Source organism: Shewanella carassii, assembly GCF_002777975.1.
Taxonomy (GTDB): Bacteria; Pseudomonadota; Gammaproteobacteria; order Enterobacterales; family Shewanellaceae; genus Shewanella; species Shewanella carassii.
In genome coordinates, this window is record NZ_NGVS01000003.1 from 31,641 (window position 1) to 52,269 (window position 20,629).

Consider the following 20,629-nt stretch of genomic DNA (forward strand, 5'->3'; position numbering starts at 1 on the left):
ATGCCAAGGCTTAAGCCTTGGTCTTAGATTCTGAATGGAAAAGGCTGGTCGGAAACGATCAGCCTTTTGTTTGCGTGTCGTAGAAATGAGCCTTGCCACCAAGGGAGAGGGCTCAAGGCAGCATGTCTACTCGAAGTAGTCTGCTGGCGCTGCGGCCTTTGTCGTCGCTGACCGACAGTTGGAAGCGTCCTGCTCTGGGCGGGCGCCATTCCAGGGTTTGGCCCGGCAGGCTCTGGCCGAGCAGGCTGTTACCGGCAAACCAGTAGAGTATTTGGCTGTCGGAGGCGGCGTCGGCCTTGAGGGCGATGTGTTCATTGGCCACGCTTTGGCGCAGGCTGTAGGTGACACCCTTCAAGGGGGAGCGGATAAGCGGGGCCGAGTCGCTGACCGCGACTCTTTGGCTGCAGGCGGCCGGAAGCTCCGGTGGCCTCCTGCGGGGTAAACCTGCCTGCTCGAACAGGGCCGCCAAGTCTGATGGCCAGAAGGCAAACACCTCCTGGTGGTGAATTGCCGGATCGTAGGGCGGACAGACGGCGGCGCCGGTTTTGTTATCCAGCCACACCGGGCGATGCAAGGTGGAGACCTTGATGGGGGAAACTCCCGGGATATACCAGCCATCGACCAATTTGGGGCACCAAGGGTTGGGCAGCTCGCCGGAGGCGGCGCAGAAGGCTACCTTTTTTACTGTATCCGGCGGCGTGTTGGCCATGTCGGCCGTGCCGGGCAGCGCGCCCTGCAAGGCATCGCTGAGGGCGAAGAACAGGGGCCCGGCGGTACGGACGCCGACAAAGGCCGGGTTGGGGGTGGCATCGAAGTTGCCCACCCAGACCACCAACACATAGGGGCCTGTGATACCGGCGCTCCAGGCATCGCGATACCCCCAGGAGGTGCCTGTTTTCCAGGCCACTGTCCAGTTGCTGCCGGGCAGGCCGTCGGCGCGGGGGTTGTCCTTGAGTATGTCCCGCACCATAAAGGCGGCGGCCGGGCTCAGCAAGCTCTTTCCTTGCGGGCTGATGGGCTGGCTTTGTTGATCCCGCAGCGGATAGTCATGGCCCTGGCTCGCCAGCATCAGGTACAGCCGCGCCAGCTCAGCCATGGTCAGCTCGCCGCCCCCCAGCGCCAGGGATAAACCATAATGGCTTTCACCCCTGAGCCCCTGAATACCGGCCTGGCGCAGGAAGCCGTAGAGATTGGGTTGGTTTACTTGTCCTGCCAGCCACACGGCCGGCAGATTGCGGCTCTTGACCAGGGCGTCGTGGGCGCTGATGGGACCGGTAAACCTGTGGTCAAAGTTCTCCGGTTGGAAACTGCCAAAGGCGGTGGGCGCATCCTTGAGTATGCTCAGCGGGTGTATGAGCCCCTGATCTATGCCCAGGCCAAACAGAAATGGTTTCAGGGTTGAGCCCGGCGAGCGGCGGGCGCTGACGCCGTCCACCTGCCCTTGGATATCGGTATCGAAGAAGTCTGCCGAGCCTATCCAGGCCTTGATGCTCTGATCGCGGCTGTCCACCAGGATTGCGGCGGCATTTTTGACCCCTAGATGGCGCTGACTTTCGATATACAGCCCAAGGCGCCGCTCCAGCAAGGTCTGCAAGCCGACGTCCAGGGTGCTGTGAATTAGGGTGTCACTATTATCCCGCAGCAGGCGGCGGCTGAAGTGCGGCGCCAGAAATGGCAGCTCAGTGCGGTCATGGCCGATGGCGGTGAGGGTCAATAGGCCGTTGTTGCGGGGATCGTCGCGATAGCTTTGTTGCCAGAGCAACGCCAGACGGTCGCGGGCATCCTGAAAGTCGGCGCCGAAGCGGGCGCGGCGCGCCGGGCTTTGCGGCATGACCGCCAGGCTGAGGGCTTCACTGAGTGACAGTTCACCGGCGTCTTTATGAAAGTAGATGCGGCTGGCAGCGCCGACACCTTCAATATTGCCGCCCATGGGCGCCAGATTGAGATAGGCCTCGAGAATATCATGCTTGGAGTAACGCAGCTCCAGCCAGAGCGCCGCCAGCATCTGCTGCAATTTTCCGGCAACCTGGCGGCTGTTGATGTTGTAAACCCGCCGGGCCAGCTGCATGGTCAGGGTCGAAGCGCCTTGGCGATCATCCTTAAGATAGGTGGCGACTATCGCCCTGGCGGTGGCCGCCGGGTTGATACCGGGATGGAAGTAAAAATAGCGGTCTTCCTTGAGCAAGATGGCTTGCACCATGTTGTCTGAAACCCCTTCCAGGGGTTGCCAGAGCCGATACTGGCCATCACTGGCCAGCGTCAGCCGCAGCAGACTGCCATCGGCGGCCAACACCATGCGGGAGCTGGGTGCCAGCTTGGAAAAAGGTTGTGCCGGCCAGAGTCTCAGCCCCAGCAGCAAGGCTGCCAGGGCCAGCAGGCACAAATAGCGGCGTTTCATGGCGCTTCGATCACCAACTCACCACTTGGGCCCTGAGCCTGAACCAGGGGATCATACAGCCCCTCGGCGTAGGCGGGCGGCACCTGGAACTGGCCAACATTGGTGGCCCTAACCTTGTAGACAAAGGTTTTGGCATCGCGCCAGGCGGTACCGTAGAGCACCAGGCGGTCTTCACGTACATTGAGCCACTGTGGCGACCAGTCGCTGTGCTGAGCCATCCCCACAGGCGGCTGCCAGCCATCGAAGCTGTCATCCTTGTCACGATAAACCGGCTCCACGCCGCCGGGCAGCAGATCTATTAGAACCACCTGCTGCAACTTGTCCATATCTGTGGCGCGCAGCCGCAGCCTGACCAGGAATTCATCCCCGACCTTGACCTTGGCAAGAGGTTGCTGCTCCAGGGTCAGATAGTCGCGGCTCACCTCCAGCCCCTGGCTGAAAGGCTTGGCCGGGCTTTGGTCAAATCCCTGCTGGCTGAGAAGATAGAAGGCATCGTTGCTGCCGGTTTTCTGGTATTTCACCTCTTCACTGCCGAGGGGCAGCTGGGTCTTGGGTAGACTCAGTGCCTGCCAGGCCTTATCGACCAAGGCTTGCATGGCCAGCCCCTGATCGCCGCGGGAGTTATCCAGGGCGGTCAGTGCCCGCATCAGAGTACCGGCAGACAGCGAGCTGTAACGCTGCTCGCTGAGCCACTGGCCCATGCGCGGCAACAGTTGTTCCGGCAGGTCATCCAGGCGCTGTGGCGCCTGACGGGCGATGAGTGTCAGCAGCTGGGCATCGTGCACCATGGGATCCAGGTAGAGGCCGAGGCGCTTGGGCTTGTCCTCAAGCAGCTGCCACTTCTGCGCCTGCCACAGCGGCTCGGCCAACTGTTGCTGCTGCATCAGGGTAAAGCTGGCGGCCAGCCAGGCACTGGCGATGTCCGCTTGCCAATCCTTGGGATAGTAGCGCTGCAAACGCTCGCGGATGTCGGCCAGGGCGCCGCTAACCTGCACGCCCTGGCGGGCCAGCAGATACGCGCCATAGGCACGCTCGCGCAGCTCATCCAGGCCGCTGCTGGGGCCGGAGCTTACGCTCGACAGATAGCTGTTGGCCTTGTCCAGTAGATCCTGGGGCACGGGGTAACCCTGGGCCTTGGCGTCCAGCAGCATGTCTACCACATACAAGGCCACCATAGGCTCGACTATCGGGTTGGCGGCCCAGAGACCGAAGCCGCCGCTGCTGTTCTGGCGGCTACGCAACTGGCCAATGAGTTGGTTAAAGTCATTGAGATTATCCTGGGGCTTGCCCAGCAGCAGCGCCGGTACGGCTTTGGATACCAACTGCTCGGTACAGGCGTGAGGATAGTTGTCCAGATAGTGGCTCAGCCCCTGAGCCCAAACCAGCGGGCTGTTGCCGAGGGCCGCTTCCACCTTGCTGAACGGCGTAAACAGCTGACGGTCAAGTTTGAGCTTGGCTTCGGCACGGTCGAGCACCGCCGTGGCCAGGGTTAAACGGTGGGGCGTTAACGGCCGCACCGAGATGCTCTCACTGATCTTGAGCTCGCCTTCGCTGGTGGCCAGCTTCCAGTGGAGCTCCCCTTGACCCAGATTTTCGCCTGCCTTGACTGCAAAGTGCGCCGTGGCCTCTCGGCCCGGTTCGATATGGAACTGCTGCGGTTGCAGGTCGCTGCGAAGGGCGCCGCTCAGGCTGAGGGTCAGGGTAACATCCTGCGCCTCGGCTTCTGTGTTATAGAGTCCCACAGTCACATCGGCGCTGTCGCCGGGTGCCAGGAAAGCCGGCACATTGGGGCTCATCACCACAGGCGCCTTGACCGCGACACTGGCCTCGCTGGTGCCTATGCCGCTTTCGGTGGCACTGACGGCAAAGAAGCGGATACTGCCGTTGAAGCTGTCGGGCACTGTATATTGCAGCCGCTGCTCTCCGGCGGCCAACTCACGAATACCCGACCAGTAGACCACAGGCTTGGCGCGCTTGCGCTTGAAAGGGTTGAGGTTGGCTGCCAGCAGCGCGGCGGCGTCACCTCCGGGGGCAGCCTGGCGCATCAGCACTTTGAGATCCGGCAGCAGCAGGTCGAGAATTTGGCTCGAATCTACGCTGAGAGCCTTCTTGTCGAAGAAGTGCGCCAGTGGATCCGGCGCTTCATAGCGGGCCACCTGCAAAATACCGGCATCAACCCCGAATACTACGACTCTGGCTTTGCTTGGCAGCTTGAGGTCGATATCCAGTTGCGTCCCGGGTTTAACCTTTTCCGGCAGGCTCAGGGCTATGGCTTGACGCCGCTCACCGAGATCCACCTTAAAGGGTTTCACGGCATAGGACAGCGGGCTCATAAAGACTTCTTCCGAGTCCGGTGCCCGCAGGAACTGCACATTGATATAGGCATTGCCCTCAATGCCTTGCGGCAGGGTAATGCTTTGCAACGAACGAGTGCTGTCGGTCTTGAACCATTTGAAGGCGTAAACCTTGTCTCTCTCTATGGTGACGAGTCCGGCGCCGCTGTAAGGGGCCTGAATCGCCACCTGAATGCTTTCACCCGGCAGATATTCTGCCTTGTTTAGCGTCAGTTCCAGCTCGGCGTTGCGCTCCAGCGTGCGACTGGCGTTGCCGCTGCCGGCAACGCTGTAATCTATTTGGTTCAACTGGCGGCCGTTTTCACCCAGCAGTCGCAGGCGGTAGTCACCCGGCTCCCTGGTGTCGAGTTCCAATTGGCCACCGCTTGCGGCCAGACTCAGGGCGCTGCTGCCCAGCAGTTTGTCTTTGCGGCGCGATTCATAGCGATAGGTGCCGTCATTCTGTTTCACCAACACAGACACCCAGCGCCGGGCGATACGCTCGACTTTGAGCTCGGTAGCCACACCTTGAAGGTCCTGGCCAACGGCTTGCAGGTTGAGCACACGCTTGCCGTCTTTGCTGATGAAGTCCAGATCGCCATCGCTCTTGTAGCCCAGTAACCAGTCGGCATCGGATACCAGTAGCTGGTCTTGGGCGCTGACGCCGTGGCCTGAACCGGCTTCAAATACCCGCGCCAGCAAGTGCAGCTTGTAAGTGCTGCCGGCAAAGCGGTCCAGCGCCAAGTCCAGGCTAGCCTTGCCTTCGCCGTCTGTGGTGGTTTCGCTCAAGTCTTCGCGGAACGATTCCTTGAGCTTGCCCAATACCCCAAAGCGATAGCCGGGCCAGGCTTTGAAGCTGATATCGGTTGGTGACAGCACCATTTCGCCGCTGACTCGACGATCGCTCGCCGGGCCGCCGAAGAGTTGCTCGGCCAAGACCTCGGCCTTGAGTTGCTGCGGCTTGCGCCAGCCTTCAAATTGCTTGTCGGTGCCCAGAGAGACTCGCACCTTAATGCGATCCGGCTCGAAGTCGCGCACCTTGAAGGTGACATCCCCAAGACGCGTGAGGCGGTATCTGTCTTTGATGAGGGATAGAGTGGCGAGATAGTCACCGGCAACCGCGGTTTCACCGGCGCTGAAGTCCAGGCTGTCAAAGCCGCTGCCATCGAGTTTGAAGGTGCGATCCAGCACGGTTACACCGCGGGGGTCGGTGATCTGCATTTTTACCGGCAGACCACCCAGGGCGGTACTCCAGTCCTGCCCCCGCACCAAACTGGCGATATGAGCAGTTTCACCGGGGCGATACAGCCCGCGGTCGGTGAAGAGGTAGGCTCTCAGGGCGCCGGGATCGTCGCTCTCATAGCTGCCGCCGGTGTCGAAACGGGACAGATTGAGCTGGCGACGCCAATCAGCCAGCGGCAGGAAGGAGAGATCGCCATCCTTTTCGACCCGATAGTAGAGCGGGGTCTTTTCCCGGCGCAGATCGCCAAGCTTGGCAAAGCTTGCATGACCGCGTTCATCTGTTAAAGCCTCGGCTACCGGCAAACCGTTGCGGCCGATGACGGCCACACGGGCTCCGGCCACTGGAGTCCCCTTGCCGAGGGATTGCACGAACAGATCCTGGCTGCCATCACGGCTGCGTTTGGCGAGTATCCCCAGATCTGTCACGACCACAAAACGCAGATCGTGGGCCTCGGTTTGGTAATAGTCGAAGGTTTGGCTGTCTCTTTCATCGGCCGGAGTCAGCTTGACCACAAAGATGCCACGCTTGTCCTTGAAGAAGGGCTTGAGGTCGACGCTGCCGTAGAGCGTCTTGCTGGGATCGCGCCCGGCAAGCTGTTGCTTGAACACCTGACGGGTGACCAAACGGTCGAAATCTGTGTTGTTGAGGTAGGGCTCGGCAAAGCTGCCCGAGCTTTGATCTATCAGGGCATTGAGCTGATCAGGCAGCAACTGGGCGACTTCAATCTGTACCTTTTGCACCCCACGGGCCAGATAGCCGAGGCGTTGATCTTCGTCCAGAGTCAGCAAGGAGCCTTCGCCGAGGAAGTTGAGCGCCTTGGGATATTGCGGCATTCGCAGCACAGTCAGCACGGCATCGCGGGACAGATAACCCCCTTGGCCTTCGACTTCCTTATCCACCATTACCGCCACGTAGCGATCGACCGGAGCTTTCAGCTTGAAGCTGTGCAACTGGTTGAGGCCTTCGGCACCGGGGATCTGAGTCAAGGTCAGTTTGTCGGCCTTGGCCAGTACCTGCTCGGTGACATTTTCCTGATACCAGTGACGGCTTCCCTTGGGATTTTTCAGCGGCAGCAACCAGGCATGTACCTTGCCTTGAAGCGCTTCGTCGTTGACCGGACGTGAGCTTTCCATTGTCAGTACCGGCTCGGGTTCATCCTTGTCGTTGTAGGCGAAGTTGACCTGAGCCTGTTTAAAGCTCAGCTGATAACGGCCGGGAACCTCTACTTGCCATTGGCTCTTGTCCGCCTTGTTGCCGCCCTTAGCCGCCTGGATCCCTTTGCTGACTTCCAGGGTTACAGTGCTCTGCTCAAGTGGCGTGGCGAGCGCAGGAGAATGTATGTAAGCGAACAGATGCTTGTCGTCGAAGGTGACTTCGGTATCGCCATTGCCACTGTAGGTCAAGCCGGGGCTCAGCAATATCGCCAGTTGGGGTTTGACCGAGGCCGTGTCCACCGGGTGGCTGAAGGCCAGGGTGGCGACCAGCTTTTGAATACTCGGCTGGGCCGGATCCTGGTACAGACGCCCCTCAGAGATGGTGGCGGTGAAGGCGGCTGTGCTGAATTCGCTCTGGTATTTATCCAGTAAGATATGGTCTGCCAGCAGCTGCTTCTTATCTAGGCTGACCGCGAACTTTTCCGCAATCGGCCAGTCGTTATCCGGAGTAAATTGCAGATGCTTGTCACTGGCCCAGCGCCACTGTCCGGCGAGTTGGGGGCTGAGACTGACGCCCTTGGAGACAGGTTTGCCTATGACATCCAAAGGCGCGACCGAGCCACTGAAGGTCAGGGTCAAGGGAGCGACCTGAGGTTTGGCTTGGTGGTAATCGGTCAGCCGCGGCGCCTTGAGCGTATAATGCAGGGTATAGGGCTTGGGTAAATGCTGGTACCAATACCAGCCGCCCCAGCAAAGCACAGTCAATACAGATAGCAGCAGTAGGCTTGCCAATGCTTTAAAGGGATGTTTTATGCACCAATGCATCCAGGGCGGAGCCTGCCAGTGACCAAAAACGGCAGCGAGAACTCGCCAAACTACCGAGAAGAAATTTCCTATAAGCTGTCCCATCAGTCCATGTCCTTGCTGTGTCTCGTAGCGCTATCGCCAAGTTGGGTGACGTTTTAAAGATGTCAGTCGCCGATGTCAATCAGACCGGGCCGATGCTGTGATGCCCTATTCGATATCGCCTCTGTAACTGTGGCTATATGGTACAACAATCAGGCTGATTTTCATCTGTGTTGCTTTGATAAGTCGGTGAGGATCAACAATATAGTGTCTTCATGGAGGGTAAAACAAAAAAGGCTTACCGTTTTATGGGTAAGCCTTTTTTGTTACAGCATCTAGCGAACTGGTTATCAGTTCATGCCGTATTTTTTCAGCTTCTTGCGCAGTGTGCCGCGGTTGATGCCCAGCATGTTAGCGGCGCGGGTCTGGTTGCCACGAGTGTGCTGCATAATGATATCAAGCAGAGGTGCTTCAACTTCGCATAGCACCATTTCATAAACTTCCTGAGCTTCTTGACCGTCCAACTGAGCGAAGAAGTTGCTGACAGCGCGCTTTACAGCATCGCGCAGTAACTGGGGCTTGATGGTGCCGTTAGCGGTTTCGATTTTGCCTACGGTAAGCTGATGAGCTTCTGTGTGAGTTGTCTGATCAAACATTCGTATTCTGCTCTTTATTTATCTAGTACACATTCATCAAAAAAACGTTCCACCATGGAACATTGTTCTGCAGCGGTTTCCAGCCGGTTAAAGTCGGCACGGAACTGGCGCTGTTCTTCCTGGTCCAGGTACCATCCCATATGTTTTCTGGCGAAGCGGACGCCCTTTACTTCCCCATATAAATCATAAAGTTTGGTTAGATGTTCCAGCATCACTTGACGCTGCTCTGCCATCCCTATGGGCGCTAGCTTGCTACCTGTGTCCAGGTAATGCTGGATCTCTCTGAAAATCCAAGGCCTTCCCTGGGCACCCCGTCCTATCATCAGGGCATCGACACCTGTGTAATCCAGCACAAAACGCGCCTTCTCCGGACTATCGATGTCCCCGTTAGCGATAACAGGAATCGAGACATTCTGTTTGATCGCCTTGATGGTGTCGTACTCGGCATGACCCTTGTACATGCATTGGCGAGTGCGGCCATGAACCGCGAGCGCCGTAATGCCACTCTCTTCGGCAATCCGGGCGATTTGAACACCATTTCTGTGCTCTGGAGCCCAACCCGTGCGAATTTTCAGCGTCACCGGTACATCCACGGCGGCAACCACGGCATCCAGTATTTTCTTTACCAGTTCCGGCGATTGCAGCAGGGCAGAACCCGCGAGCTTTTTATTCACTTTTTTTGCCGGACAACCCATGTTGATATCTATGATCTGGGCGCCTTGCTCTACGTTGTAGCGGGCGGCCCAAGCCATATTATCGGGGTCAGCCCCGGCGATTTGTACTGAGCGTATGCCTTCTTCACCCGAGTGCGTCATTCTCTGGCGGCTCTTGTCTGTGTCCCAAAGGTCGGGATTGGACGAAAGCATCTCTGACACTGCCATGGCAGCACCATAACGGATACAGAGATTGCGGAAGGCCTGATCGGTGACACCTGCCATTGGTGCCACGATCAGCTGATTCATCAGTTGATAGGGTCCAATCTGCATTTTACTGTTTCACCTTGCTCTTCAAAGGGGCGCTATAGTACGCCTTTTTGCCAGCGGTGAAAAGGTCAATAAATGACCTGAGCAAAACTTTTTTACTTGACTTTTGACAGGCAGGAAGTCAGCGCCAGTGCGCTCTGGCGCCGCCTTTAACGCTATTTGCGCACTCCTGTCAAGCGGCTCCAATCTTCTTTGTGAACCGCTTCGTCCATCTCGAACCATTGAGCGTAAAATTCGCGGATTTCTTCGGCTTGTTCCTGCAATAAGCCGGACAGTGCCAGTTTGCCACCCGGGCGCACCAACTCGGCGATCAGGGGGGCCAGTTCCCGCAGCGGTCCTGCCAGAATGTTGGCAACCAACACATCGGCCTGAATGCCTTTGGGTTGATCCTCAGGCAGGTAGAGGCTGAGTCTGTCATCCACGCCGTTGCGTTTGGCATTGTCGCGGGAGGCGTCTATCGCCTGGTAGTCTATGTCTATGCCTATGGCGTTGGTTGCGCCCAGCTTGAGACCGGCGACCGCCAGAATGCCGGAACCACAGCCGAAGTCGACCAGCTGTTTACCCTGCAGATCCAGGCCATCAAGCCACTCAAGGCACAGGGCCGTTGTGGGATGAGTGCCTGTGCCGAAGGCCAGGCCGGGATCCAGGATCACGTTGACGGCTTCGGGATCCGGGATTTCACGCCAGCTGGGACAGATCCACAGACGCTTGCCGAATTGAATGGGGTGGAAGCTGTCCATCCATTCGCGGACCCAGTCTTTATCTTCTATCTGCTCTATCTTGTAGTTCAGCTTGCCTTCGAGGAAGGGCAGTTGCTTGAGCATCTCGACCGTAGGAGTCAGATCTGTGCCGGCATCGAACAAGGCGACTACCACAGTGTCGGCCCACAGCGGGGTTTCGCCCAGTTTGGGCTCAAAAATCGGCGTATCTTTACCATCTTCAAAGGTGATGGACACGCTGCCTTCCTCCAGCAACAGGTCGCTGAGCGTTTCGGCGTGCTCGCTGCTGCTGTGGATGCGTAACTGGATCCAGGGCATGGAATCTTCTCTCGTGGGGGACAATAAAGCGCTATTGTAAGCCATAGGCCATCGGCCTTGCCAGCACGGCGGGGTAAAGAGGGCGGAGTGAAACCCGGTTTCAGCTTTGCTCGGTCAGCGGTTGGATTTACGGTAATTTGCTGTCTTTTTCGTTTCAAATTTTCAAATAAACGTTTGATTTATAGTGGATAATTGGTATTACCTCTGTTTTGCTAAAAGCGGCTTATTTGTGAGCGAGATCGAATTAACCCCTACTTTCGGGTGAGGCAGGTCACACTCAGACTCTTTGGCCATTGGCGCAGTTTGGCTGTGAGTTATGTTGTAGATCCCAAGGATCTGTACCCAAAAAACATGCTGACAAAATATCACATCCCTGAGCGCTGGCTCGGTCATGCCAACAGCCATTACTGGTCGGCCAGAGCCGATCGCCTGCAGAGTGCCACCGGCATTTTGCTGGGCATGTTTCTGTTGGCGCATCTTCACTTCGAATCCAGCATCATGCTGGGCAAAGAGGCTTTCTATAGGGTAGTGCAGGTGCTGGAAGGCGGTTGGTTCAGTGCCAGTGGTCACGGTTACCCACTGCTGACGCAACTCTTCTCTGTGTTCATTCTGCTGGTGGTGATACTGCATGCTGCCATGGCGCTCAGGCGCTTTCCGGCGCAGCTTGGCCAATGGCGGGCGCTGCGCAGCCACCTGCATCTGATCAAACACCGCGATAGTCACGCCTGGTTTTGGCAGTTGGCCACCGGCTTTATCCTGTTCTTCCTGGTGCCCATGCACCTGGTCACCATGATAGCCAATCCGGAAATCGGCCCCAATATGTCGGCCTACCGGGTTTGGCACGACAACACCTGGCTGCTGTATATCCTGCTGCTGCCTGCGGTGGTGATCCACGCCATGATAGGCCTGTATCGGGTGGCGGTGAAATGGGGCCTCAGCTTTAACCGCAGTGGCCTGAGAAAAATAGCCAAGCTATTGATTGTATACCTTATTGTGCTTGGTTTAGGCAGTTTGGTGACCTATATGCTGCTAGGTAATGATCTGAGCCTGCCGCTACAGCCGTTCGTTCCCGGTTAACTCAATATCAGTTAAAGGTAAATTAAGCGGCAGAAGTTTGATCTGCCTCAGGGTTCGTTCGCCCTTTGTGATCCACATTGGTTTGACTATCTTTAAGCGGTTAAGCCATTGGATGACAGGGAGAATATGGATGATACGACTGAATGAGCGCTGGGGAGGTTGGTTGGATCTGGGGCAGAGTGCTTCAGGCGTGTTGTTGGCGCTGTTTTTGTGGACCCACCTGTTGCTGGTCTCTTCAATACTGCTGGGGGCGCCGGCAATGGAGTGGGTGGCCCGCAATATGGAGCTGAGTTTTCTCAGTGACGATGGCCACGGCTATCCCTGGGTGGTGAGTCTGATAGCCATAGCCGTTGCCGGGTTGGCGTTGCTGCACGTGCTGGTGGCTTTGCACAAGTTGCCTCTATCGCTCCGGCAGCAAAAGGTTCTGAAACAGCAACTAGTGCAAATTGATCATGGCGATACCCGCTTGTGGGTGTGGCAGGCCGCGACCGGAGTGGTGATTTTGCTGTTGCTTCCTGTGCATCTTTGGTTGGTGGGTTCGGCCCCGGAAACCATAGGGCCACAGGGCTCGGCCGACAGGATTTGGAACCAGTATGCCTGGGCCTTGTATCTGCCACTGCTGCTGACAGTGGAATTGCATGCCGCCATAGGACTGTACCGGGTGGCATTGAAATGGGGCGCGGCGCGGGATCTCAACAGCCGGGCGCGCCTTAGAAAAATTAAAACCATACTCAGTGTGGCGTTTGTCGCCGTAGGTCTGGCGTCCTTGCTGGCCTTTTGGCCCCACGCGAGCTGAGTATCGATAACCCAAACAGATAGCTTTCGGGCAAACGGCATTGGGCCGTCCCATAAGGAGTGTGTGTGAAACTCATCTATACGGATTCGTTGGTTGTCGGCGCCGGATTGGCGGGTCTGCGGGTAGCCATCGCTTCCAAAGAGCGTGGCCTGGATACCCTGGTACTGTCGCTGATCCCTGCCAAGCGTTCCCATTCGGCTGCGGCCCAGGGCGGCATGCAGGCCAGTCTCGGCAATACCGTCAAGGGCATGGGCGACAGCGAAGATGTGCATTTTCAGGACACGGTCAAAGGCTCAGACTGGGGCTGCGATCAGCAGGTGGCGCGAATGTTCGCCCACTGTGCTCCCAAGGCGGTGCGTGAGCTGGCTAACTGGGGCGTACCCTGGACCAGGGTGACTGCCGGGCCGCGTCAAGTAGTGGTCAATGCCGAAAAGGTGACTCTGGAAGAAGCCGCCGAGGCTCACGGGCTGATCAACGCCCGCGACTTTGGCGGTACCAAGAAATGGCGCACCTGTTACACCGCCGATGGTACCGGCCACTCGCTGCTGTATGCGGTGGACAATAAGGCGATCTCCATGGATATCCCGGTGCATGAGCGGGTCGAGGCGCTGAAACTCATTCACGACGGCAGCCGCTGCCATGGGGTTATTGCCCGCTGTTTGATCACAGGTGAACTCAGGGCCTATATCGCCCGGGCCACCACCATAGCCACAGGTGGCTATGGCCGTATCTATGAGGTGTCCACCAATGCGGTGATCTGTGAGGGGATAGGCCAGGCGCTGGCGCTGGAAACCGGGGTCGCGACCCTTGGCAATATGGAAGCCGTGCAGTTCCACCCCACGGCCATAGTGCCCGTGGGCATTCTGACCACAGAGGGCTGCCGTGGAGACGGTGGCTTGCTGCGGGATAAAGACGGCTACCGCTTTATGCCTGACTATGAGCCGGAAAAGAAAGAGCTGGCCTCCCGTGACGTGGTATCACGGCGGATGACAGAGCATATGCGCAAGGGCAAGGGAGTCGACAGCCCCTATGGCCCTCATCTGTGGCTGGATATCACCCTGCTGGGGCGCAAGCATGTGGAAACCAACCTGAGGGAAGTCAAAGAGATCTGCGAGAACTTCCTCGGTATAGATCCGGCCGAAGAGTGGATCCCGGTGCGGCCGACCCAGCACTATTCTATGGGCGGTATTCGCACCAATCACACAGGGGAGAGCCCGCAGCTCAAGGGGCTGTTCAGTGTCGGTGAGGCGGCCTGTTGGGACATGCATGGCTTTAACCGTTTGGGCGGTAATTCGCTGGCGGAAACCGTGGTCGGCGGCATGATCATAGGTAAATATGTGGCCGACTTCTGCGAGCAGGAGGAGCTGGTGCTGGATACGGCGCTGGTGCAGCGTTTCCGTGATGAGCTCAACCAGGAGATAGACGAGCTGCTGGCTCGGGAGCAGGGCGAGAGCCCGTTTGAGCTCAAGCGCCTGATGCAAAGAGTGATGATGGACTATGTCGGCATCTTCCGTAACGGCCCAGAGCTGGAAAAGGCGGTGGCCGAACTCAAGGATTTGCTGGCTCGCTCGCGCAATATTGTTGTCACCTGCAAGAAGCGCCACGCCAACCCCGAGTTGGTCGAGGCCTTACGGGTCAGGCGTATGCTTAAGGTGGCACTGACAGTTGCCTGCGGCGCCCTGGCGCGCACCGAGAGCCGTGGCGCCCATGCCCGCGAGGATTACCCGCAGCGTAACGACAAAGACTGGCTCAGCCGTACCCTGGCCAGTTGGCCGGACGCCGATGCGCTGGAGCCTGTGCTCAGCTACGAGGCGCTGGATGTGATGCAGATGGAACTGCCGCCCGGCTATCGCGGCTATGGTGCCGACAATGCCATTGCCCATCCGGATACCGCCAAACGCGAGCAGGAGATTGCTGCCATTCTCGCGTCTTTGGGGCCGGATGCCGGCGCTGAAGACAAGCAGCGGGCGCTGATGCCGTTCGAACTGCCGGAAAGCCTGCGCCCCGGCAATGAGCGCCTGAGCGACCGCCTGGCTTACCCACAGACTTCAACCCCTTCTCAGCCTAACCCTGCCGGAGATGACAACGCATGAGTGGCCGCACTTTAACCTTCAGGATCTTCCGTTACGACCCACAGCAAGCGGGAGACAAGCCACAAATGGTGGACTATCAGCTGCAAGAAACCCCGGGGATGACGGTATTTATCGCCCTCAATCGCCTCAGGGAGGAGCAGGACCCATCGTTGCAGTTCGACTTTGTCTGTCGCGCCGGGATTTGCGGCAGCTGCGCCATGGTGATCAACGGCTTTCCTACCTTGGCTTGCCGCACCTTGACCGCCAAATATCCAGATGGACTGATCACCCTGATGCCGCTGCCAGGCTTTGAGCTGATAGGGGATCTGTCGGTCAACACAGGCAAGTTTATGCGTGAGCTGGCTGAAAGGCTCAAGCTGTGGCTGCACCCCAAGCCGGATCAGCAGGATATCCACCATCTGGAAGCCCCGATGGACCCGGAGGAAGCCGCCAGACTCTATGAACTGGAGCGCTGTGTGGAGTGCGGTGTCTGTGTCTCGGCCTGCGCCACCAAGCAGATGCGCGACACCTTTGTCGGCGCCGTCGGCATGATGAAAATCGCCCGCTTCGAGCTGGATAGCCGCGATGCCCGCAGCGCCGAGGACTTCTACCATGTGATAGGCAATCAGGATGGGGTGTTCGGTTGTATGACCCTGCTGGGATGTCAGGACAACTGTCCTAAAGACTTGCCCCATATGCAGCAGATAGCCTACCTGCGCCGCAAGATGGCCAGCACCTTGCTTTAAAGCAAGTGACTAAGCCTTCAGAAAAGAAAGTGACTAAGCCTTCAGAGAACTAAGCCCTCAAAGAGCTAAGCTGAGGTTCAAACAAAAAGCCCGGAAAATTCCGGGCTTTTCTGTTGACTGTTGAGTCTGGCTAACTGAGTGAAAGCCGTTATGCCTGCTCGCGGGCGATGGCGCGATAGCCTATGTCGGTTCTGAAATAGACATCGTCCCAATGGACTTCATCCACCAAGGCATAAGCGGCCTGCTGGGCCTCGGTCACTGTGTTGCCCAACGCGGTGGCGCACAATACCCGGCCGCCATTGGTGACTACATGGCCATCGACCATCTTGGTACCGGCGTGGAACACCTTGGCTTCATTATTGCCGAGTGACAGCCCTTCGATAACATCACCCTTGCGGTAATCATCCGGATAGCCCCCAGCGGCCATGACCACACCGACGGCGGCACGCTGATCATATTCGGCGCTGACCTTGTCCAGCTCACCACGGCAGGCGGCCAGGCAGAGCTCCACCAGATCTGACTTGAGGCGCATCATGATAGGTTGAGTCTCGGGGTCGCCAAAGCGGCAGTTGTATTCCAGCACCTTGGCACTGCCATCGGCGGCAATCATCAAGCCGGCATAGAGGAAGCCGGTGTAGACATTGCCTTCGGCGGCCATGCCGTCAACCGTTGGCCGGATAACATTGGCCATGACCCAATCGTGCACTGTTTGGGTGACGACCGGCGCCGGGGAGTAAGCACCCATGCCGCCTGTGTTGGGGCCGTTGTCGGCGTTGTCACGGGCCTTGTGATCCTGGCTGGTGGCCATAGGCAGAATATTGTTGCCGTCGACCATCACGATAAAGCTGGCTTCTTCGCCGCGCAGAAACTCCTCAACGACCACTCTGGAGCCGGCTTCGCCGAACTTGTTGCCTGCCAGCATATCGTCGATGGCGGCATCGGCCTCGGTTTGATCTTGGGCGATGATCACCCCTTTACCTGCGGCCAGACCATCGGCCTTGATCACCACAGGGAAACCAGTGCGACCGGCAAGCTCGGCGACATAGGCCTTGGCCGGGGCAATTTCAGTGAAGTTCTGGTAGTCGGCGGTTGGGATCCGGTGGCGGGCAAGAAAGTCTTTCGTAAAGGCCTTGGAGCCTTCCAGTTGCGCTGCCGCTTCGGTGGGGCCAAAGATATTCAGGCCTTCGGCGCGGAAGGCATCGACCACTCCCAGTACCAGAGGGGCCTCTGGGCCGACTATGGTGAGGGCTATCTGTTGTTGCTTGGCAAAGGCCAGCAGTGCCGGGATATCCGTGGCTTCTATCGCCAGGTTTTCCAGCTTGGGCTCCAGCGCTGTGCCGGCATTCCCCGGAGCAACAAATACGGTTTCCACGGCGGCAGATTGCGCTGCCTTCCAGGCCAGGGCATGTTCACGACCGCCACCACCAATCACGAGTACTTGCATCTTCTTATCCTTTTTCGCTTAACGCCTTGCGGGCAGGTTCAGGCCGGGCAGGGCTTTGTTACGGCGAATCGCCGGAGGTTATTCCGGCGATAAGTTCATTGCATCAGTGCAGGCCAGTTTGGGCCTGCTGACTATCAGTGACGGAAGTGGCGCATATTGGTAAATACCATGGCCATTCCATGCTCGTCTGCAGCGGCAATCACCTCTTCATCGCGGATGGAGCCACCGGGTTGAATGATGCAGCTGATACCGGCAGCAGCAGCGGCATCGATACCGTCACGGAAGGGGAAGAAGGCATCGGATGCCATCACAGAACCTTCCACGACCAGGCCTTCATCGGCGGCCTTGATACCGGCGATTTTGGCGCTGTAGACCCGGCTCATTTGACCTGCGCCCACCCCTATGGTCATGCCGTCTTTGGCATAAACAATGGCGTTGGACTTAACGAACTTGGCGACCTTCCAGCAGAACAGCAGATCTTTGATTTCTTCGGCAGTAGGTTGACGCTTGCTGACCACCTTGAGGTCGGCCTCGGTCACCATGCCCTGATCTCTGTCCTGGATCAGCAGACCACCGTTGACCCGCTTGTAATCCAGGCCCTTGGTACGGCCTTGCCACTGACCACATTCAAGCAGACGGACATTGGCTTTCTTGGCAACCAGCTCGCGGGCTTGCTCGCTGACTTTAGGCGCGATGATCACTTCAACAAACTGACGCTCGACAATGGCCGCCGCAGTGGCGCCATCCAGCTCACGGTTGAAGGCGATGATGCCGCCGAAGGCCGAGGTAGGGTCTGTCTTGAAGGCGCGGTTGTAAGCGTCCAGCAGATCGCTGCCCAGGGCGACACCACAGGGGTTGGCGTGCTTGACAATAACGCAGGCGGGTTGCTCAAACTCCTTGACGCATTCCAGCGCGGCGTCGGTGTCGGCGATATTGTTGTAAGACAGCGCCTTACCCTGCAGCTGTACGGCAGTGGCGACCGAGGCTTCGTCTGTGTTGAGGTCAACATAGAAGGCGGCACTCTGGTGGCTGTTCTCGCCGTAACGCAGATCTTGTTTCTTCAGCAGCTGAGTGTTGAAGGTGCGCGGGAACTTGGAATCCTGATGACACTCGTCCTTGCTGTGGGCCGGAACCTGAGTACCGAAGTAGTTGGCTATCATGCCATCATAGGTGGCCGTATGTTCAAAGGCGGCAATGGCCAGATCGAAACGGGTCGCCAGAGTGGTTGAGCCCTGGTGGGCCGCCATTTCTGCCAGTACGCGTTGATAGTCAGAGGCATTGACCACTATGGTGACATCTTTATGGTTCTTGGCCGCGGCGCGCACCATGGTCGGGCCGCCGATATCGATATTCTCGATGGCGTCTTCCAGGGTGCAACCCGGCTTGGCAACGGTTTCGGCGAAGGGATAGAGGTTAACGGCCACCAGGTCAATCGGGCCTATGCCGTTGGCTTCCATGACGGCTTCGTCCTGGCCACGACGGGCGAGAATACCGCCATGCACTTTGGGATGCAGTGTCTTGACCCGGCCATCCATGATCTCTGGGTGACCTGTGTAGTCTGAAACTTCAATGACAGGTATAGCGTTATCCGCCAGCAAGCGGGCGGTGCCTCCGGTGGACAGCAGTTCAACGCCCTGGGCATGCAGCGCCTTGGCGAACTCCAGGATTCCGGTCTTATCAGATACGCTCAAGAGCGCGCGACGTATGGGTCTGGCATTATTCATTTGGGTACAGTATTCCACTTTTTTATATTCAAGGATCTTTCGGAAAACCAGGCAGTTCTGATTGGCATTGTTTTCCAAAAGTCCCTCGAATGGTCCGGGAACCCTCAAGGCGCGCTGTATTTTAACGTAAAACAATTTGTGGCGGTGTTTTTTCTACGCGTTTCACAATATTGCTCTGCGAACAAGCCAATGCCTCAAAGGAGGATAAAAAACACTTGACCTTGGATTAAGCTCCAAGCTTTATACTTGAATAGGAATTATTAGCAGGAACTGCATATGTACAGGATAGGTGAACTGGCCAAGCGCTTTGATATCAAGGCCGATACCCTGAGGTTTTACGAGAAACACGGCCTGCTGGCACCCTCTATGCGCACCGACTCCGGCTACCGGGTCTACAGCGACAGGGATGCCGAGCGGCTGAAGTTTATTCTCAGGGCCAAGGCGGTGGGTTTTACCCTGGGGGAGATAGCCGAGCTCTTGTCCATTGAACTGGATAAGTCCAACCGTGCCTGCAGCGATGTCAAAGGCATGGTGGACGACAAGTTGGATAAGGTGCAGCAGAAAATTGCCGAGCTTAATCAGTTCCGCCAGTCTTTGCAGTTACTGTCGGATACTTGCTGTGGCGGCCCTGAAAGTGCCGAGCATTGTTCGATTTTGGAGGCGTTGGAGTCCTGTGACGACGAGCTGTCCCCCAGAGTCGAAACCGGCAAGGGTCACAATCACAGTCATGCCAATAGCCGTGCAAGTAGGGGCGCAAAATCATGTTGATGGATAATTTTATTGAGCTGTTTCTCGAGTCGGCACCCTGGCTGCTATTGGGGCTGGTGCTGGCGGGGCTGCTGAAGGTTTTTGTTCCCATGAGCTGGATGCAAAAACAATTGGGGGGCCATGGCCTCAAGACCACGGTTAAGGCGGCCCTGCTGGGCGCGCCTTTGCCGCTGTGTTCCTGCGGCGTTATCCCGGCCGCCGTTGGCCTGAGACGCAGTGGCGCCTCCAAGGCGGCCACCACCTCTTTTCTGGTATCGACCCCTGAAACCGGTGTCGATTCGGTCACTGTGTCCTATGTTCTGCTCGGCCCCTTTATGGCGATTGTCAGACCTATTGCCGCGGTATGCAGTGCCATAGTGGCGGGTTTGCTGGTTGGTCGCGATGATGAGCCGGTTTTGCCCTCTGAAGCAGTGAAGATGAGCGAGCCGGAGAAGGCTCAAGCCAAAACCGTGGCTCAGTTCAAGCTGGCAGCTGCCGAGAACTACAGTCCTCTCAAGGCCGCGCCGACACAAGCTCAGAGTTCCTGTTGTGCCCCGGCCAAGGTGCAAGAGGCAGACTGCTGCAGTACGGTTAAGATCAGTACCGCTAAGGTCAGCACCGCCGGCGGGTCTTGTTGCTCTTCGGTCAAGGGGGAAGCCACTCAGTCCTGCTGCTCGCAACCCAAGGTAGAGACGGCTTCATGTTGTTCTTCATCACAATCGGCCTCAAGCTGCTGTGACAGTGATGACATGGCGGCTGAACTTAAGTCGAAGTCTGTCTTGCATAGAGTGCTGGCCGGTCTCAAGTATGCCGCCACGGATTTGGTGCGTGACACTGCCATCTGGTTGCTGGTGGGGTTGTTCTTTGCCGCGCTGGTACAGACCTATGTGCCGGGAGACTTCCTGGCCCAATGGGGCGGCGGTATTCTGGCCATGTTGGTGATGGTTCTCATCTCCATCCCCATGTATATCTGTGCCACAGCTTCGACGCCGATAGCGGCAGGTTTGCTGCTGGCCGGGGTTTCTCCGGGCGCTGTATTGGTGTTTATGCTGGCGGGACCAGCCACCAACATAGCCACCCTAGGCGTAGTCGCCAAAGAGATGGGTAAACGGGCGCTTTACGGCTATCTTGGCGGGGTACTCGGAGTGGCGCTGCTGGCTGGAATGCTGGTGAACTTGCTGGTGGCGAACTTTGGTTTTGAAGTGATGCCGCAGATAGGGGAAGAGCACCAGTTACTGCCACAGGCCGTGGTCAACTGGTCGGGGATTGTTCTGGCGCTGCTGATGGCCAAGGTGATTTACGACAAGATCCCCAGGCGTTGGCTGCGGCGGGATTGCTGCTCCGGCTGACACTCCACTGCACAAGGGAAAGGC

The 20,629-nt window shown here is 57.7% G+C and carries 13 protein-coding genes; 6 read left to right on the forward strand and 7 right to left on the reverse strand.

Features of this window, described 5'->3' with window-relative positions; genetic code table 11:
• Positions 1-112: 112 nt before the first annotated feature.
• The 5 genes from pbpC to prmA all read right to left on the reverse strand — a co-directional run bounded on the left by pbpC (position 113) and on the right by prmA (position 10,650).
• Positions 113-2,398: a penicillin-binding protein 1C gene (gene pbpC, locus CBE72_RS00355; protein ID WP_100141822.1), complete on the reverse strand. Its 2,286-nt coding sequence runs from the start codon at positions 2,396-2,398 to the stop codon at positions 113-115.
• Positions 2,395-8,037, reverse strand: a complete 5,643-nt coding sequence (locus CBE72_RS00360) for an alpha-2-macroglobulin family protein (protein ID WP_100141823.1) — start codon at positions 8,035-8,037, stop codon at positions 2,395-2,397. The genes pbpC and CBE72_RS00360 overlap by 4 nt, the downstream gene beginning before the upstream one ends.
• A 287-nt stretch (positions 8,038-8,324) precedes the next feature.
• Positions 8,325-8,630 (reverse strand): DNA-binding transcriptional regulator Fis, encoded by a 306-nt coding sequence (gene fis / locus CBE72_RS00365; protein ID WP_025011339.1) that lies wholly within the window; start codon positions 8,628-8,630, stop codon positions 8,325-8,327.
• Between the two features lie 14 nt (positions 8,631-8,644).
• Positions 8,645-9,616 carry a tRNA dihydrouridine synthase DusB gene (gene dusB, locus CBE72_RS00370; protein ID WP_100141824.1) on the reverse strand — a complete coding sequence of 324 codons (972 nt, stop codon included), beginning with the start codon at positions 9,614-9,616 and terminating at the stop codon, positions 8,645-8,647.
• Positions 9,617-9,768: 152 nt separating this feature from the next.
• Positions 9,769-10,650, reverse strand: a complete 882-nt coding sequence (prmA, locus tag CBE72_RS00375) for a 50S ribosomal protein L11 methyltransferase (RefSeq protein ID WP_100141825.1) — start codon at positions 10,648-10,650, stop codon at positions 9,769-9,771.
• A gap of 351 nt (positions 10,651-11,001) precedes the next feature.
• Between prmA and CBE72_RS00380 the strand changes: the two genes are divergently transcribed.
• The 4 genes from CBE72_RS00380 (at position 11,002) to CBE72_RS00395 (ending at position 15,341) form a co-directional block, all read left to right on the forward strand.
• Positions 11,002-11,727 carry a fumarate reductase cytochrome b subunit gene (locus tag CBE72_RS00380; RefSeq protein ID WP_100141826.1) on the forward strand — a complete coding sequence of 242 codons (726 nt, stop codon included), beginning with the start codon at positions 11,002-11,004 and terminating at the stop codon, positions 11,725-11,727.
• Between the two features lie 130 nt (positions 11,728-11,857).
• Positions 11,858-12,523, forward strand: a complete 666-nt coding sequence (locus tag CBE72_RS00385) for a fumarate reductase cytochrome b subunit (protein WP_100141827.1) — start codon at positions 11,858-11,860, stop codon at positions 12,521-12,523.
• A gap of 65 nt (positions 12,524-12,588) precedes the next feature.
• Positions 12,589-14,616: a fumarate reductase flavoprotein subunit gene (locus CBE72_RS00390; protein ID WP_100141828.1), complete on the forward strand. Its 2,028-nt coding sequence runs from the start codon at positions 12,589-12,591 to the stop codon at positions 14,614-14,616.
• Positions 14,613-15,341 (forward strand): fumarate reductase iron-sulfur subunit, encoded by a 729-nt coding sequence (locus CBE72_RS00395; RefSeq protein ID WP_028781383.1) that lies wholly within the window; start codon positions 14,613-14,615, stop codon positions 15,339-15,341. Before CBE72_RS00390 ends, CBE72_RS00395 begins: the two co-directional genes overlap by 4 nt.
• Before the next feature lie 148 nt (positions 15,342-15,489).
• Here the strand turns inward: CBE72_RS00395 and purD are convergent, their stop codons facing one another.
• Positions 15,490-16,785: a phosphoribosylamine--glycine ligase gene (purD, locus tag CBE72_RS00400; RefSeq protein ID WP_071476006.1), complete on the reverse strand. Its 1,296-nt coding sequence runs from the start codon at positions 16,783-16,785 to the stop codon at positions 15,490-15,492.
• Positions 16,786-16,919: 134 nt separating this feature from the next.
• Positions 16,920-18,509, reverse strand: a complete 1,590-nt coding sequence (gene purH, locus CBE72_RS00405; protein WP_100141829.1) for a bifunctional phosphoribosylaminoimidazolecarboxamide formyltransferase/IMP cyclohydrolase — start codon at positions 18,507-18,509, stop codon at positions 16,920-16,922.
• 276 nt (positions 18,510-18,785) lie between these two features.
• Here purH and zntR point away from each other — a divergent pair, with 276 nt between their 5' ends.
• Both zntR and CBE72_RS00420 read left to right on the forward strand, forming a co-directional pair.
• On the forward strand, positions 18,786-19,277 hold the full coding sequence (gene zntR, locus CBE72_RS00415; RefSeq protein WP_039035242.1) for a Zn(2+)-responsive transcriptional regulator: 492 nt from the start codon (positions 18,786-18,788) through the stop codon (positions 19,275-19,277).
• Entirely contained in the window at positions 19,271-20,605 is a 1,335-nt protein-coding gene (locus CBE72_RS00420; protein WP_100141831.1) for an SO_0444 family Cu/Zn efflux transporter, read from the forward strand. Before zntR ends, CBE72_RS00420 begins: the two co-directional genes overlap by 7 nt.
• Positions 20,606-20,629: the final 24 nt, after the last annotated feature.